This window comes from Citrobacter sp. W9, from assembly GCF_026719375.1.
In the GTDB taxonomy this organism is placed as follows: domain Bacteria; phylum Pseudomonadota; class Gammaproteobacteria; order Enterobacterales; family Enterobacteriaceae; genus Citrobacter; species Citrobacter werkmanii.
Window position 1 is genome coordinate 261,888 of sequence record NZ_JAPPTE010000005.1, and the last position, 15,331, is coordinate 277,218.

The 15,331-nt window shown below is 52.2% G+C and carries 15 protein-coding genes; 6 read left to right on the top strand and 9 right to left on the bottom strand.

The genetic code is table 11. The features are described from left to right. Positions 1-23 precede the first annotated feature (23 nt). The 4 genes from cysK (at position 24) to crr (ending at position 3,959) form a co-directional block, all read left to right on the top strand. A complete protein-coding gene (cysK, locus tag OOJ59_RS10820; RefSeq protein ID WP_038642476.1) occupies positions 24-995 on the top strand; it encodes a cysteine synthase A in 972 nt (323 codons plus the stop codon). 383 nt (positions 996-1,378) lie between these two features. Beyond that, complete coding sequence (ptsH, locus tag OOJ59_RS10825) at positions 1,379-1,636, top strand: phosphocarrier protein Hpr (protein WP_002913505.1); 258 nt, start codon at positions 1,379-1,381, stop codon at positions 1,634-1,636. Between the two features lie 45 nt (positions 1,637-1,681). Next, on the top strand, positions 1,682-3,409 hold the full coding sequence (gene ptsI, locus OOJ59_RS10830; protein ID WP_160955657.1) for a phosphoenolpyruvate-protein phosphotransferase PtsI: 1,728 nt from the start codon (positions 1,682-1,684) through the stop codon (positions 3,407-3,409). A 40-nt stretch (positions 3,410-3,449) separates the two neighbouring features. Further along, entirely contained in the window at positions 3,450-3,959 is a 510-nt protein-coding gene (crr, locus tag OOJ59_RS10835) for a PTS glucose transporter subunit IIA (protein ID WP_000522253.1), read from the top strand. Positions 3,960-4,021: 62 nt separating this feature from the next. On the opposite strand, the gene OOJ59_RS10840 is transcribed toward crr, so the two are convergent. Next, on the bottom strand, positions 4,022-4,261 hold the full coding sequence (locus tag OOJ59_RS10840) for a cytoplasmic protein (RefSeq protein ID WP_160955658.1): 240 nt from the start codon (positions 4,259-4,261) through the stop codon (positions 4,022-4,024). Beyond that, positions 4,258-5,124 carry a pyridoxine/pyridoxal/pyridoxamine kinase gene (pdxK, locus tag OOJ59_RS10845; protein ID WP_160955659.1) on the bottom strand — a complete coding sequence of 289 codons (867 nt, stop codon included), beginning with the start codon at positions 5,122-5,124 and terminating at the stop codon, positions 4,258-4,260. Before pdxK ends, OOJ59_RS10840 begins: the two co-directional genes overlap by 4 nt. 82 nt (positions 5,125-5,206) lie before the next feature. Between pdxK and ptsJ the strand changes: the two genes are divergently transcribed. Together ptsJ and OOJ59_RS10855 are read left to right on the top strand one after the other, a co-directional pair. Continuing rightward, on the top strand, positions 5,207-6,499 hold the full coding sequence (ptsJ, locus tag OOJ59_RS10850; RefSeq protein ID WP_160955660.1) for a MocR-like B6 salvage transcription factor PtsJ: 1,293 nt from the start codon (positions 5,207-5,209) through the stop codon (positions 6,497-6,499). 13 nt (positions 6,500-6,512) lie between these two features. Next, positions 6,513-7,229: a type 1 glutamine amidotransferase gene (locus OOJ59_RS10855; protein ID WP_121529376.1), complete on the top strand. Its 717-nt coding sequence runs from the start codon at positions 6,513-6,515 to the stop codon at positions 7,227-7,229. Between the two features lie 81 nt (positions 7,230-7,310). Here the strand turns inward: OOJ59_RS10855 and cysM are convergent, their stop codons facing one another. From cysM to OOJ59_RS10890, 7 genes are all read right to left on the bottom strand, one after another. After that, the gene (cysM, locus tag OOJ59_RS10860; RefSeq protein WP_038642491.1) at positions 7,311-8,222 is read right to left on the bottom strand and encodes a cysteine synthase CysM; all 912 of its coding nucleotides are present in this window, start codon (positions 8,220-8,222) and stop codon (positions 7,311-7,313) included. Positions 8,223-8,289: 67 nt separating this feature from the next. Next, positions 8,290-9,387 carry a sulfate/thiosulfate ABC transporter ATP-binding protein CysA gene (gene cysA, locus OOJ59_RS10865; RefSeq protein ID WP_003038066.1) on the bottom strand — a complete coding sequence of 366 codons (1,098 nt, stop codon included), beginning with the start codon at positions 9,385-9,387 and terminating at the stop codon, positions 8,290-8,292. Continuing rightward, on the bottom strand, positions 9,377-10,252 hold the full coding sequence (gene cysW / locus OOJ59_RS10870; protein WP_038642495.1) for a sulfate/thiosulfate ABC transporter permease CysW: 876 nt from the start codon (positions 10,250-10,252) through the stop codon (positions 9,377-9,379). The genes cysA and cysW overlap by 11 nt, the downstream gene beginning before the upstream one ends. Further along, positions 10,252-11,085: a sulfate/thiosulfate ABC transporter permease CysT gene (gene cysT, locus OOJ59_RS10875; RefSeq protein ID WP_038642497.1), complete on the bottom strand. Its 834-nt coding sequence runs from the start codon at positions 11,083-11,085 to the stop codon at positions 10,252-10,254. The genes cysW and cysT overlap by 1 nt, the downstream gene beginning before the upstream one ends. After that, a complete protein-coding gene (locus tag OOJ59_RS10880) occupies positions 11,086-12,102 on the bottom strand; it encodes a sulfate ABC transporter substrate-binding protein (RefSeq protein WP_069324493.1) in 1,017 nt (338 codons plus the stop codon). It lies immediately after the preceding gene. 157 nt (positions 12,103-12,259) lie between these two features. Then, on the bottom strand, positions 12,260-13,051 hold the full coding sequence (ucpA, locus tag OOJ59_RS10885; RefSeq protein ID WP_160955661.1) for an SDR family oxidoreductase UcpA: 792 nt from the start codon (positions 13,049-13,051) through the stop codon (positions 12,260-12,262). A 117-nt stretch (positions 13,052-13,168) separates the two neighbouring features. Then, entirely contained in the window at positions 13,169-15,322 is a 2,154-nt protein-coding gene (locus tag OOJ59_RS10890; protein WP_370605958.1) for a peptidase domain-containing ABC transporter, read from the bottom strand. Positions 15,323-15,331 lie beyond the last annotated feature (9 nt).

Here is a 15,331-nt window from a genome sequence, read left to right on the forward strand (position 1 = left end):
TTTCATACAGTTAAGGACAGGCCATGAGTAAGATTTTTGAAGACAACTCGCTGACTATCGGTCATACGCCGCTGGTTCGACTGAACCGTATCGGTAACGGACGCATTCTGGCGAAGGTGGAATCACGTAACCCGAGCTTTAGCGTTAAATGCCGTATCGGTGCCAATATGATTTGGGATGCCGAAAAACGTGGGGTACTGAAACCGGGCGTTGAACTGGTAGAACCGACCAGCGGCAATACCGGCATCGCGCTGGCCTACGTAGCCGCCGCTCGTGGTTACAAACTGACGTTAACCATGCCGGAAACCATGAGCATTGAGCGCCGCAAGCTGTTAAAAGCGCTGGGCGCGAATCTGGTGCTGACCGAAGGCGCAAAAGGGATGAAAGGCGCGATCCAAAAAGCGGAAGAAATTGTGGCCAGCGATCCAGAAAAATTCCTGCTGCTGCAGCAGTTCAGCAACCCGGCCAACCCGGAAATCCACGAAAAAACCACCGGGCCGGAAATCTGGGAAGATACCGATGGCCAGGTTGATGTCTTTATTTCCGGCGTCGGCACCGGCGGTACGTTGACTGGCGTGACCCGTTACATTAAAGGCACCAAAGGTAAAACGGACCTGATCACCGTCGCGGTAGAACCGACCGACTCCCCTGTCATCACCCAGGCCCTGGCGGGTGAAGAACTCAAACCGGGTCCGCATAAAATTCAGGGTATCGGCGCAGGCTTCATTCCAGGTAACCTTGATCTGAAGCTTATCGATAAAGTCGTTACCATCACCAATGATGAAGCTATCTCTACCGCACGTCGCCTGATGGAAGAAGAAGGTATTCTGGCGGGGATCTCTTCCGGTGCTGCGGTTGCTGCCGCGCTCAAGCTCCAGGAAGATGAAACCTTTACCAATAAGAATATAGTGGTTATTCTACCGTCATCGGGTGAGCGTTATCTGAGCACTGCACTGTTTGCCGATCTCTTCACTGAGAAAGAACTGCAACAGTAATGCCAGCATGTTAAAAACGCGTAAAAAAGCACCCTTTTGGGTGCTTTTTTGTGGCCTGCTTCAAAGTTTCAACTCTCCTGGCATTGATTCAACCCGCCGGAACTGGTATTTAACCAAGCTAATTATTTTGATGCGCGAAATTAATCGTTACAGGAAAAGCGCTAGCTGAATCGATTTTATGATTTGGTTCAACTCTTCCTTTCGCTGCATAATGTTTAATGACGAACGAAACGTCAGCGGCAAGAAGTTGCCAACAACGGATTGTACCGAACTCCTTTTGTGTCGCGTCCAGTTTACGCCGATGCTAACAATACAGGCTAAAGTTGAACCGCCAGGCTAGACTTTAGTTCCACAACACTAAACCTATAAGTTGGGGAAATATAATGTTCCAGCAAGAAGTTACCATTACCGCTCCGAACGGTCTGCATACCCGCCCTGCTGCTCAGTTTGTTAAAGAAGCGAAAGGCTTCACTTCTGAGATCACTGTGACCTCCAACGGCAAAAGCGCTAGCGCCAAAAGCCTGTTTAAACTGCAGACTCTGGGCCTGACTCAGGGTACCGTTGTCACCCTGTCCGCAGAAGGTGAAGACGAGCAGAAAGCAGTTGAGCATCTGGTAAAACTGATGGCTGAACTCGAGTAAGTTCAACGAGTTCTTTTAAATATCAGTCACAAGTAAGGTAGGGTTATGATTTCAGGCATTTTAGCATCCCCGGGTATCGCTTTCGGCAAAGCATTGCTGCTGAAAGAAGACGAAATCGTCATTGACCGGAAAAAAATTTCTGCCGACAAGGTTGATCAGGAAGTTGAACGTTTTCTGAGCGGTCGTGCCAAGGCATCTGCGCAACTGGAAGCGATCAAAACCAAAGCTGGTGAAACGTTCGGTGAAGAAAAAGAAGCCATCTTTGAAGGGCATATCATGCTGCTCGAAGATGAGGAGCTGGAGCAGGAAATCATAGCCCTGATTAAAGATAAGCACATGACGGCTGATGCAGCTGCGCATGAAGTTATCGAAGGTCAGGCCACAGCCCTGGAAGAGCTGGATGATGAATACCTGAAAGAACGTGCGGCTGACGTACGTGACATCGGTAAACGCCTGCTGCGTAACATTCTGGGTCTGGCGATCATCGACCTGAGCGCGATTCAGGAAGAAGTTATCCTGGTTGCCGCAGACCTGACCCCGTCAGAAACCGCACAGCTGAACCTGAACAAGGTGCAGGGTTTCATCACTGACGCGGGTGGACGTACTTCCCACACCTCCATCATGGCGCGTTCTCTGGAACTGCCTGCCATCGTCGGTACGGGTAGCGTCACCTCTCAGGTGAAAAACGACGATTATCTGATTCTGGATGCCGTAAACAACCAGGTTTACGTCAATCCGACCAACGACGTTATCGAGCAACTGCGTGCCGTTCAGGAGCAGGTAGCGACCGAGAAAGCGGAACTCGCAAAACTGAAAGATCTGCCGGCGATCACGCTGGACGGACATCAGGTTGAAGTTTGCGCCAACATCGGTACCGTGCGTGACGTTGAAGGCGCTGAGCGTAACGGCGCTGAAGGTGTTGGTCTGTACCGCACCGAATTCCTGTTCATGGACCGTGAATCGCTGCCGACTGAAGAAGAACAGTTCGCTGCGTATAAAGCCGTGGCTGAAGCCTGTGGCTCTCAGGCGGTCATCGTCCGTACCATGGACATCGGCGGCGATAAAGAGCTGCCGTACATGAACTTCCCGAAAGAAGAGAACCCGTTCCTGGGCTGGCGCGCCGTACGTATCGCCATGGATCGTAAAGAGATCCTGCGTGACCAGGTTCGCGCTATCCTGCGTGCCTCTGCTTTCGGTAAACTGCGCATCATGTTCCCGATGATCATCTCTGTTGAAGAAGTGCGCGCGCTGCGCAAAGAGATCGAAATCTACAAACAGGAACTGCGCGACGAAGGTAAAGCTTTTGACGAAAGCATTGAGATTGGCGTGATGGTGGAAACACCGGCTGCGGCAACAATTGCGCGTCATTTAGCCAAAGAAGTTGATTTCTTTAGTATCGGCACCAATGATTTAACGCAGTACACCCTGGCAGTTGACCGTGGTAATGATATGATTTCACACCTTTACCAACCGATGTCGCCATCTGTGCTGACGCTGATCAAGCAAGTTATTGATGCTTCTCATGCTGAAGGCAAATGGACTGGCATGTGTGGTGAGCTTGCAGGCGACGAACGTGCTACACTTCTGTTGCTGGGGATGGGTCTGGACGAATTCTCTATGAGCGCCATTTCTATCCCGCGCATTAAGAAGATTATCCGTAACACGAACTTCGAAGATGCGAAGGTGTTAGCAGAGCAGGCTCTTGCTCAACCGACAACGGACGAGTTAATGACGCTGGTTAACAAGTTCATTGAAGAAAAAACAATCTGCTAATCCACGAGATGCGGCCCAATTTACTGCTTAGGAGAAGATCATGGGTTTGTTCGATAAACTGAAATCTCTGGTTTCTGATGATAAGAAAGACACCGGAACTATTGAGATTGTTGCTCCGCTCTCTGGCGAGATCGTCAACATCGAAGACGTGCCGGATGTAGTTTTTGCTGAAAAAATCGTTGGTGATGGCATCGCTATCAAACCAACCGGTAATAAAATGGTCGCCCCTGTTGATGGCACCATCGGCAAAATCTTTGAAACCAACCACGCTTTCTCTATCGAATCCGACAGCGGCATTGAGCTGTTTGTTCACTTCGGTATTGATACCGTTGAACTGAAAGGCGAAGGCTTCAAGCGTATCGCTGAAGAAGGTCAGCGCGTTAAAGTGGGCGACCCGGTTATTGAATTCGATCTGCCGCTGCTGGAAGAAAAAGCCAAGTCGACCCTGACTCCGGTTGTTATCTCCAACATGGACGAAATCAAAGAACTGATCAAACTGTCCGGTAGCGTGACCGTGGGTGAAACTCCGGTAATCCGCATCAAGAAGTAATTCTTGCCGCAGAGAAGAATGGCGCCAGATGGCGCCATTTTTTTATCTAACGGATGGCGGCGTTAAATTTGTGAGGTCATCGGCCGGTAACACGCCTCGCGCATCAGGATTTTCATCCCTTCCGGTCCGCTTTCCAGCATCCGCCTTTCGGAATCAGACACCAGCAGTTCACAATCATACCCACCCGCAATACCAAACATCGCCCGCGCTATACAAATGTCTTCCAGCGCCTCTGTGCCGCTGGTATCAAAATGCCCGACTAAACGTCCATGCTGACGAACCACCAGCCGATAACTTTTCATCGCGCCTCCCCTGCCGGTGGCAGAATTAATTCATCACAACCGCACTGATGCGTCCAGCTCATGACGTCCAGCACGCGCTGCGCGGCATCGTATGCTGCCGTAGTCAGCGCTTTCCCCAGCACAATGCCGCTCACCAGTTCAGCACAGAACAGATCGCCGGTGCCTTTTAAATCCGTCTTCACCCGCGGGTGAGCGAACACCTTAACCGTTTCAGCCGTCACTACCGCCACATTAATATTCTCTTCGCTATCTCCCGGCGCGCTGGTGATCACCACCCATTTCAGCGTGTCGCTAAGCAGAGATTTTGCCGCTGCGATTGCTTCATCAAGCGTACGACACGGCTTTCCGCTCAGCATTTGCAGCTCGAATACGTTCGGCGTCAGCCCCTGCGCCAGCGGCAGCAGATGCTGACGATAAGCCTCCGGGATTTCGGCTTTAACATACATACCGCTATCCGTATCGCCAATCACGGGGTCAACCAAAATGCACAGGTCCGGATGCGTGTCCCGAACGGTTTCCAGCCATTGTGCCAGCAAGGCGATTTGCTCCGCGCTGCCCATGTATCCTGTCGTCACCGCCTTTAGCTCGCGTAAGGCATCACGTTCGCTTAAGGCGCGCAGATAGCCGCTAAACCAGTCGGGCGGAATAACGCCGCCGTAAAAAGTTTCATAATGCGGGGTGTTACTGAACAGTACCGTGGGTACTGCCGTCACGCGTAATCCCTGCGCTTTAATGGCCGGCACAGCGATGCTGTTGCCTACGCTGCCATATACCACCTGTGACTGGACGGCGACGATATCGGTCTGTAATGCCCGATGTTTGTCGTCGAAGAGCACTGACTGAATATCACTCTCCTGCTCCATTAATTTCTCCTCTCGCTGGACAGCGCGCTTACGCCTCATTATTATCGTCATATGCTAAAATTCATTTTGTCATAGGTCAATAATGATCGACGGAAAAACCGCTAACGAAATTTTTGACAGTATCCGTCAACATGTCGCTACAGGCACACTGGTAGCGGGAGAAACGTTGCCGCCAGTGCGGGAACTGGCAACGGAATTAAACGTGAACCGCAATACTGTCGCGGCGGCTTACAAACGTCTGGTCACCTCCGGGTTGGCACAGAGTCTGGGACGCAACGGCACCGTGATTAAGGGGATTACTGCCCCCGTTGCGCTGGAAGGTGGGAACCCAGATACCCCACTAATCGATCTTTCCGGCGGTAACCCAGCCCCCTCACGGCTTCCTGACCTGAGTAGTTATTTCGCGAAGATAAATAAGAATCCGCGCTTGTACGGCGATGCCGCTGTATCACCTGGACTTAAGGTATGGGCATCACAATGGATGCAAAATGCCATGCCCGGCGAAGGTGAAATTGATATCACCAGTGGCGCCATTGACGCTATCGAGCGGCTGCTGTGCGCCCATTTGCTGCCCGGCGATAGCGTGGTTGTAGAAGACCCGTGCTTTTTAAGCAGCATCAACATGCTGCGTTATGCCGGATTCTCCGCCAGTCCAGCCAACGTTGACCACGAAGGCATGCTGCCGAACCAACTGGAACTCGCACTACAGAAAGGCGCGCGGGCGGTGATTCTGACGCCGCGCGCGCATAACCCGACAGGATGCAGTCTGAGCGCATCCCGCGCGGCGCAATTGCAGGAAATCCTGGCCCGCTATCCGCAGACGCTGGTGATTGTCGACGACCACTTTGCGCTGCTGTCCGCTTGCCGCTGGTATCCGGTGATTGCGCAGAAAACCACGCACTGGGCGATTGTCCGTTCGATGTCGAAAACTTTAGGCCCGGATTTACGCCTGGCTATCGTCGCCAGCGATCCCGTCACTTCCGGGAAACTGCGTTTACGGCTCAACTCCGGCAGTCAGTGGGTCAGCCATCTGCTGCAGGATTTAGCCTGCGCCTGCCTGAGTGACGAGACATATCAACACACGCTGGCGCAAACGCAGCAGTTTTACGCCGTCCAGCAGCAAAAGCTAAATTCAGCTCTGCGCCAATATGGTATTGAACTGCCCGTCGGGGATGGTCTGAATCTGTGGTTACCGCTGGCAGATCACAGTCAGGCGATCGCTTTTGCGCTGGCAAAGTCCGGCTGGCTGGTACGCGAAGGCGAAGTGTTCGGCGTCAATACGCCTGCACATGGTTTACGCATTACGCTGTCAACATTAGAAGACAGCGACATTGATAAGCTGGCGGCTGATATTCATCAGGCGCTCAAGCGCTAACAGGAGAGAAAAAGTGCGAGTTCATTTTGTTATTCATGAGTCTTTTGAATCTGCTGGCGCGTACCTGCCGTGGGCCGAATCGCGCGGCTATACCATCACCTGGTCACGCGTATACGCTGGAGAAACGGTTCCCGCCAATGCCGATGGTTTCGATATGCTCGTCGTCTTTGGCGGCCCGCAGTCGCCCCGCACCACGCAGGCAGAGTGCCCATACTTTGACGCTCAGGCCGAGCAGCATCTGATCAACCAGGCGATTACGGCACGAAAAATCGTGGTGGGGATCTGTTTGGGCTCGCAGTTAATTGGCGAAGCGCTGGGCGCGAAGGTGTGTCAAAGCCCGGAAAAAGAGATTGGCCACTATCCAATCACCCTTACCGAATCAGGCCAACAGCACCCGTTATTCAGCCATTTCGGCTCACCGCTTATCGTCGGTCACTGGCACAACGACATGCCAGGGTTAACCGACCAGGCGATAATTCTGGCCGCAAGCGAGGGCTGCCCGCGACAAATCGTGCAATACGGTAATTTCGTCTATGGTTTCCAGTGCCATATGGAGTTCACAGCTGATGCGATTGAAGGATTAATTCAGCACTCAGAGCAAGAGCTGGCCGAAGCTGAAGGGAAACGCTTCATCCGCCCGGTTGAAGAGATGCGCGCCTGGGACTACCAGCAGATGAATGAGAAGCTGTGGCAATTCCTGGATAAGCTGGTGCAAAAACGTAACGAGTAATCATCCCTGGCCGGATAAAACATTATCCGGCCATTGTGCCTGGCGGTTGCCTGATGGCGCTACGCTTATCAGGCCAACAAGTTAAATTCCCAGCCCCTGATTAAAGTGCTCTTCACCAAAGACGCCGGTCGAAAGGTAGCGATCGCCGCGATCGCAGATGATCGCCACAACTACCGCGCCGGGCGTGGCACGTGCGACGCGTAACGCGCCCGCTACCGCGCCGCCAGAGCTGACACCGCAGAAAATTCCTTCACGCACGGCCAGTTCACGCATGGTGTTTTCGGCATCATTCTGATGAATATCCAGCACCTCATCCACCAGCGAGGCGTTAAAAATGCCCGGCATATATTCCGCAGGCCAGCGGCGAATTCCCGGAATACTGCTGCCCTCTTCCGGCTGCAGGCCAACGATAGTGACCGCTTTTTCCTGCTCACGTAAAAAACGCGACACGCCGGTAATGGTACCGGTCGTCCCCATACTGGAGACAAAATGGGTGATGCGACCTGACGTCTGCTGCCAGATTTCGGGTCCGGTGGTGGTGTAGTGCGCATACGGGTTATCGGGATTATTAAACTGATCGAGCAGTTTACCTTCTCCGCGCTCAGACATAGCGAGGGCTAAATCGCGCGCCCCTTCCATCCCCTGTTCTTTAGTGACCAGAATCAGCTCCGCGCCATAGGCACGCATTGCCGCCCGCCGTTCCTGGCTCATGTTGTCCGGCATCAGCAGCTTCATGCGGTAGCCCTTCAGCGCGGCGATCATCGCCAGCGCGATGCCAGTATTGCCGCTGGTGGCCTCAATCAATACGTCACCCGGCTTAATTTCCCCACGCTTTTCCGCTTCAACAATCATCGACAGCGCCGCCCGGTCTTTCACCGAACCCGCAGGATTATTCCCTTCCAGCTTGACCCAAATTTCGCTGCCGTTATCCGGCGCCAGGCGTTGTAATTTCACCAGAGGCGTATTGCCAATTGTTTGTTCTAATGTGTTCACGTTTTCAGCTCGTAAAAAAGCCCGGTAAGCGTAGCGCCACCGGGCGATAACTATGCAAATTAACCTATCAGGCTGATTGCGCCAGGGCAAGTTCCTCTTCACGCGTTTCAATACGCTGGTCGCCGTTATACAAACGTGCATTTTGCAGTCCAACAAACAGCCGTTCACCGCGGCTCGGGGAATCATCGCCCTGCATGATGACCGTCAGCGGTTCGTTGTACCACCCGAGGGGTTGTACAACTAATTGGGTGTAGTGCCCTTTCGGACTGGCTTCCAGCACCTGAACCGGCAGCGGCGAATCCAGGCTGGTACGGCGGCTCACATCCACTTCCCATGGACGCAGGAACAGATCGACCGGTCCCTGATAGCCAGGCGTATAGCCCAACGGCCAACGGTGTGCGCCCACGTGGAATTGCCCACCGCGAATCGTCCCCTGCAGGCGGTTAACCTCGCCCATAAACTCCAGCACAAAACGGGTAGCCGGTTCTCGCCAGACCTGATCCGGCGCGTCGGCCTGTTCGATATGACCCTGGCTCATCACCACCACCCGGTCTGCAACTTCCGTCGCTTCTTCCTGATCGTGGGTAACAAACACGCTGGTAAACTTCAGCTCCTCATGCAGTTGACGCAGCCAACGGCGCAGTTCTTTACGCACCTGAGCATCGAGCGCGCCAAACGGCTCGTCGAGTAGCAGGATCTGCGGTTCTACCGCCAGGGCACGCGCTAATGCCACACGCTGCTTTTGCCCACCGGAAAGCTGTGCCGGGAAACGATCCGCCAGATGAGCCAATTGCACCATCTCCAGCAGTTTGGTCACTTTGGCTTTGATCGCCGCCGCATTAGGACGCTCACGCCGTGGCAGAACTGTCAGACCAAAGGCGATATTGTCGAATACCGTCATATGACGAAATAGCGCATAGTGCTGGAACACAAACCCCACTTTACGATCGCGCGCATGCAGACGGCTGACGTCGGTGCCGTGAAAACGAATATGCCCGCTGGACTGATGCTCCAGCCCGGCAATGATACGCAGCAGCGTAGTTTTGCCCGAACCGGATGGCCCCAGCAGAGCAACCATTTGACCTGAAGGAATATCCAGCGAGATATCGTTCAGCACCTGGGTGCGACCAAAAGACTTCTTAATATTGGCAATCTCAATGCTCATGATTTTCCTCCTGCTGCGCGCGTTTCTCCTGGTTCTCCAGACGCCATTGCAACATGCTCTTCAAAAACAGGGTAATAATCGCCATCAGCGTCAACAGCGCGGCGGCGGTAAAGGAGCCAACGGCGTTATAGTCCTGCTCCAGTAATTCAATCTGTAGTGGTAAAGATAAGGTTTCGCCGCGAATCGAGCCGGAAACCACCGACACCGCGCCGAATTCGCCTATCGCACGGGCATTAGTCAGCACCACGCCATACAGCAACGCCCAACGGATATTCGGCAGCGTGACGCGGCGGAACATCTGCCAGCCGGAGGCACCAAGCAAAATCGCCGCTTCGTCTTCATTGCTGCCCTGACTTAGCATCACCGGTACCAGCTCGCGCACCACAAACGGACAGGTCACGAACACCGTCACCAGTACCATTCCCGGCCAGGAGAACATAATTTGCAGGTTGTGCTCATCCAGCCAACCACCCAGCGGGCCGTTAGAACCGTAAAACAACAGATAGATCAGACCAGCGACCACTGGCGAGACGGCAAAGGGAATATCCAACAGCGTCAGCAACAACTGGCGTCCAGGGAAGTTGAAGCGAGTCACCAGCCAGGCCAGCAATACGCCGAACACCAGATTCACCGGCACCGCAATCAGCGCAATTAGCACCGTCAGCCAAATGGCATGCAGCATATCCGGGTCAGCCAGGTTCTGTAGCACCGGCATTAATCCCTTGCTGAACGCCTGCACGAAGATATAAATCATCGGCACCAGCAAAATAAAGGCCGATACCAACATGCCCGTGCCGATCAGAAACCATTTACCCCAGTTAATGCGGGGTGCGTCATAGCGTTTCAATTGGGTAATGTCTGCCATTAGTGACCTACCACGCGTCGACCAAAGCGACTTTGCAGGGTGTTAATTGAAAACAGTAGCAGCAACGACGCCCCGAGGATCACAGAAGCAATCGCGCTGGCAGCCGGGTAGTCAAACTCCTGCAAGCGAACAAAAATCATCAGCGAGGTCACTTCTGTTTTCCATGCGATGTTCCCGGCGATAAAAATAACCGCGCCAAACTCACCGAGGCTTCGGGTAAACGAGAGCGCTACGCCCGCCACCAGCGCAGGAGACAGCTCTGGCAACACCACTTTACGAAAACTCTGCCAGCGCGTGGCGCCAAGCGTTTCCGCCGCTTCTTCATACTCCGGGCCTAACTCTTCCAGCACCGGCTGTACGGTGCGCACGACAAACGGAATGCTGGTAAAGGCCATCGCCACCGCGATGCCCAGCCAGGTGTAGGTCACCTTAATATCCAGCTTTGCCAGCCATTCGCCGTAGAAGCCATTGACTGAAAACAGCGACGCCAGCGTCAGGCCAGCTACCGCCGTAGGCAGCGCAAATGGCAGATCCATCAGCGCATCCAACAGCGTACGGCCCGGAAAGCGATAGCGGGTTAAGATCCACGCCATCAGCAGACCGAACACGCCGTTAAAAATCGATGCCACAAACGCCGACAGCAGCGTCACTTTATAAGCCGCTACCACCTGCGGATTGGTAATCACTTCCCAATACTGCGCCCAGCTCATTTGCGCCAGTTGCATGACCAGCGCGCTAAGCGGCAGCAGCAATATCAGGCAAACGAACAGTAAGCTGGTGCCCAGGCTTAAGGTAAAGCCGGGCAGCACGCGTCGGGAGGAAACAGCAAACATTTACTTACGCCCCGCCGCCAACAGTTTGTCCAGCTCGCCGCCGCTGACAAAGTGCGTTTTCATCACCTCAGGCCACGTGCCAAACTTGTCTTCCACGCGGAACAGTTCGGTTTGCGGGAATTTATCTTTCAGCTTGTCCATCACCTGCGGGTTGTTCACGCGGTAGTAGAAATCGGTAATGATGGTTTGCGCCTGTGGGCTGTACAGCCAGTTCAGGTACGCTTTCGCCGCTTTTTCAGTACCGTTGGCCTGCACATTTTTATCGACCCAGGCTACCGGGAATTCCGCCAGAATGTTGACCTTCGGTACCACCACTTCGAAGCCCTGATCTTCATACTGTTTACGGATGTTGTTCACTTCCGATTCAAATGTGATCAGCACATCACCCAGACCGCGTTCAACAAAGGTGGTCGTTGCACCGCGACCGCCGGTATCAAACACTTCGACATTTTTCAGGAACTGGGTCATAAATTGTTCGGTTTTGGCTTTATCGCCGCCGTCAGCTTTGTCCGCCGCGCCCCATGCCGCTAAATAGGTGTAACGCGCATTTCCGGAGGTTTTCGGGTTCGGGAAAATCAGCTTCACGTCCGGGCGAACCAAATCGTTCCATTCGTGGATATTCTTCGGGTTACCCTTACGCACTAAAAACGCCATGGTGGAATAGAATGGCGAGCTGTTATTCGGCAGGCGGCTTTGCCAATCGGCGGAGATCAGTTTGCCTTTATCGTGCAGGATCTGCACATCGGTGACCTGGTTATAGGTCACAACGTCAGCTTTCAGTCCCTGCAAAATCGCCAGCGCCTGTTTTGATGACCCGGCATGAGATTGTTTAATCGTCAGTTTATCGCCACCGTTATCTTTCGCCCATTGCTGTTCAAACGACGGGTTAAGGGCGGCAAACAGCTCGCGGGAGACATCGTATGAACTGTTCAGCAGTTCCGTTGCCTGCGCCTGCCCCACCAGCAACAGCATTGCTGCCAGCGTCAGGGTTCTTTTTTTCAGTAAGTTAACGGCCATTGCGCACCCTTATAAATTTAATGACTTTCTTATGGTCATCATATTTATAACCAGTGCTAAAGGAGTAACGGTTTTATATACCGTTTGATGATTTGAAAGTTGAAAAGAGAATAAGGGGTACCTCCTCCCCATCGCGCGGGGAGGAGACCGGCATCAATCAGACGCCAACGCTTACGCTTTCAGGCAAAGTGCTGCCGCCATCAATGACGTTTTGCGTGCCAGTTAAATAACTGGACTCATCCGAGGCGAGAAACGCGGCCAGTTCGCCGACTTCAAGCGGACAGGCCAGACGACGCATTGGAATCGCTTTCGCCATTTCAGTTAATACAGATTCCGGATCGTCAGGATTGGACTGACGCGCGATATTTTCCGCCATCGGCGTACGAACATAGCCAGGGCAAATGGCGTTCACGCGAATGCCGGACTGCGCATATTCCACCGCCAGCGATTTGGTTAAGCCGATAATCGCCGCTTTTGACATTGCGTAGGCCGTTTCGCCCGGATCGGCCACCATATCGCCAGTGACTGAGGACATCATCACGATGCGCCCGTCTTTGCGCTCAATCATCTCCGGCAGTACGGCTTTCGTTACGTTCCAGACGCCTTTGATATTGATATCAATATGGAAGTCGCGATCGTCATCGCTCATCTCAAGGAAGTTACCGAGGCGACATACGCCGGCGTTGTTGACCAGAATATCGATTTTGCCTTCAACCTTCTTCGCGCGTTTCACCGCTTCCGTGACTGAAGCAAAATCTCTGACATCCGCGTGAACCGCCGTGCAGCGGTGACCGCGTCCAGCCAGCTCATCCGCCAGTTTTTCAATCTCATCGGAGATATCCAGCAGGATTAAGTTCGCGCCATGGCGGGCAAACGTTCTGGCGATCCCTTCGCCAATACCCTGAGATGCGCCCGTAATCAATGCTGTTTTGCCCGTGAGTTTTCCCATTTCAATATTCTCCTTTTGAATATGAAGCCTTCGCTTCATTCACGCAGAAGATACAGCAATAACAAATCGGTGCTGCGAAACGGCTCACTAATCAGTCCGGTCAATGAAAAAATATCGTCAACGCGCTTGTTTTTCGTTCGCTGACGCAACCGTTATGCGAACAGGCGGCTTTGTCTGATCAACTTTTGCTGGCCCTAGTAGTTTATCCGGCGTGCAGTCACGAATGATTTTGCCCCCTTTCATGACCAGCACACGATCGAAATACTTCAGCAAATAACGACGGTGCGTCACCATTATCAGTGTCTTACCGCTGATAAAGTGATCGAGATGATCGAAAATTCGCTGTTCGGTCATTTCATCCATATTCGAGGTTGGCTCATCCCATAAGTAAATCTGAGCATCGCTACTCAAACTACGCGCTAATAACAGCTGCTGGTTTTGCCCTGAGGATAAGTTACGCGCCATAAACATCACTGGGTAACGCAGCCCCATGGGATGCTGGAGCACAAAGGTACAGTTCGCCAGATTAAGCGCCTCGATCACCTTCTTGCGGTTGTCGCAATCTTTAAGGGCAAAGTTACTTTCAATGCTGCCGGTAAACAACGTGTCGTTATTGGTCACCATACTGATAAAGCGGCTGAAAAAGTTCTGCGCCAGATGTCGGGTATTGTAGCCATCGTACATAATACTGCCCTCAGTCGGTGGACAGTAGCCAGAGAGCAGGGAAACCAGCGAGCTTTTCCCGGAACCACATTCACCAATAATTGCCACCCGCTGCCCATGAGGAATATCCAGCGTCAGCGTATCCAGCGCTTTTGGTAATTGCGGATCGTACTGATAGCTCAGGGCGCGTAGAGAGATATCACCGCGCACGTTAACAATCGATTGCAGCAATTTTTGCTCATGTTCCTGCCCTGCCGGCATAAACATTTTCATTAAATCCGTAATGGTTTTATTGGTCGTAAAAATAGTAGAGAGCGTTGATGATAACCCCGAGATGATCCCCGACATCCGCCCGGAGACAATAACGGAAGAGACAATCGCCCCCGTGGTGATTTCACCTTTGATGACCAGGAAAAAAGCGAAAACCATCAGCAGGATCTGGTTCAGGTTCGACATCGCGCTAAGCGCAGACTGATAATAGACCCCAGCCTTACGCAACTTTAAGCTAAGCCATGACTGATTGTTACTGCTATTAACCCAATCAAGCATCAGGTTTTTGTTGTTTAAGGTATGGATGGTACGTAGGGAATAGAGTAATTCAGTAATGAAAACGTTACGGTTTGACTGGCTCTCCTTCATTTTATCCATCAGCACTTCCGTATACTTGAAGTATCCCCACGCCAACAGTAGCGACACCATCATCATCATCACGGGCACTAACACCAGGGCACCGAGATTAATGTAAATAATCACACAAAAAATAATAAATACCGGAATATCCGACACGCGCTGGAAAACGGAATTTAACAGCACGGGCTTTATTTTTTGAAATTCTGTCCACAGAACAAACACGGAGGACATAGAGCTGCTTTTGGTGGTGTTGTAGATCAATGCCTCCACAAAAGAGACATCAATATTGACATCCTCCTGGCGCGAGACAATCGACTGATAGATATCTTTCGAGGATCGCAGTAAAAATTCAAAGACGATAAATACCAGTACGATACCCACCACCCCAAACAGAGAGGCGGTCGATGACCCCGGTACAAGCTTATCGTAGTAAATGTTACTGAAAACCGGGATAGTCAGGGCAAACAAGGCCATAAACAGCGAGGTAAAAAAATACTTACTGTAAAAAACTTTATTATTTTGCAGTCCGGATTTTAATATCGAGCTGATTTTTATTGATTCAGTCATCCCGCTTAAAGGCTGGATCAGAAAGACCGAAATCGTCTGGATGTTTTCTCTGGCGCACGCAACGACACCCAACTCGTTGTTACGCTTGACCAGCTGTAGCCCCCCTTCCTGGCACCCGACACACACCATCCATTGCATGTCGGAGGTTAATATAATCAGCGGCATATTTTCATTCAGCAAATCGTCGGGGCGCGAGAATTTCACCTCGTGGATCATCAGACCTAATGATAGAAAATAGTTTTTAATCTGCGCTTCATGGTTCGGATCGTTTTTATCATATTGCGACAGCGTGACCGGTATTTTTGCTTCATCTATTTCGATACGTGAGTCGTGGTTTTTGGCGATGTATTGCATAACGCCAGCCAGGCCTAAATCATATAGCGTAAAATCATTCATAGAATTTGCACTCATTCCCCCGCA

Bases quoted from the DNA above. Each gene is read 5' to 3' on its own strand.
- cysK (WP_038642476.1), top strand. From the start codon at position 24: ATGAGTAAGATTTTTGAAGACAACTCGCTGACTATCGGTCATACGCCG.
- ptsH (WP_002913505.1), top strand. From the start codon at position 1,379: ATGTTCCAGCAAGAAGTTACCATTACCGCTCCGAACGGTCTGCATACC.
- ptsI (WP_160955657.1), top strand. From the start codon at position 1,682: ATGATTTCAGGCATTTTAGCATCCCCGGGTATCGCTTTCGGCAAAGCA.
- crr (WP_000522253.1), top strand. From the start codon at position 3,450: ATGGGTTTGTTCGATAAACTGAAATCTCTGGTTTCTGATGATAAGAAA.
- OOJ59_RS10840 (WP_160955658.1), bottom strand. From the start codon at position 4,261: ATGAAAAGTTATCGGCTGGTGGTTCGTCAGCATGGACGTTTAGTCGGG.
- pdxK (WP_160955659.1), bottom strand. From the start codon at position 5,124: ATGGAGCAGGAGAGTGATATTCAGTCAGTGCTCTTCGACGACAAACAT.
- ptsJ (WP_160955660.1), top strand. From the start codon at position 5,207: ATGATCGACGGAAAAACCGCTAACGAAATTTTTGACAGTATCCGTCAA.
- cysA (WP_003038066.1), bottom strand. From the start codon at position 9,387: ATGAGCATTGAGATTGCCAATATTAAGAAGTCTTTTGGTCGCACCCAG.
- cysW (WP_038642495.1), bottom strand. From the start codon at position 10,252: ATGGCAGACATTACCCAATTGAAACGCTATGACGCACCCCGCATTAAC.
- cysT (WP_038642497.1), bottom strand. From the start codon at position 11,085: ATGTTTGCTGTTTCCTCCCGACGCGTGCTGCCCGGCTTTACCTTAAGC.
- OOJ59_RS10880 (WP_069324493.1), bottom strand. From the start codon at position 12,102: ATGGCCGTTAACTTACTGAAAAAAAGAACCCTGACGCTGGCAGCAATG.
- ucpA (WP_160955661.1), bottom strand. From the start codon at position 13,051: ATGGGAAAACTCACGGGCAAAACAGCATTGATTACGGGCGCATCTCAG.
- OOJ59_RS10890 (WP_370605958.1), bottom strand. From the start codon at position 15,322: ATGAGTGCAAATTCTATGAATGATTTTACGCTATATGATTTAGGCCTG.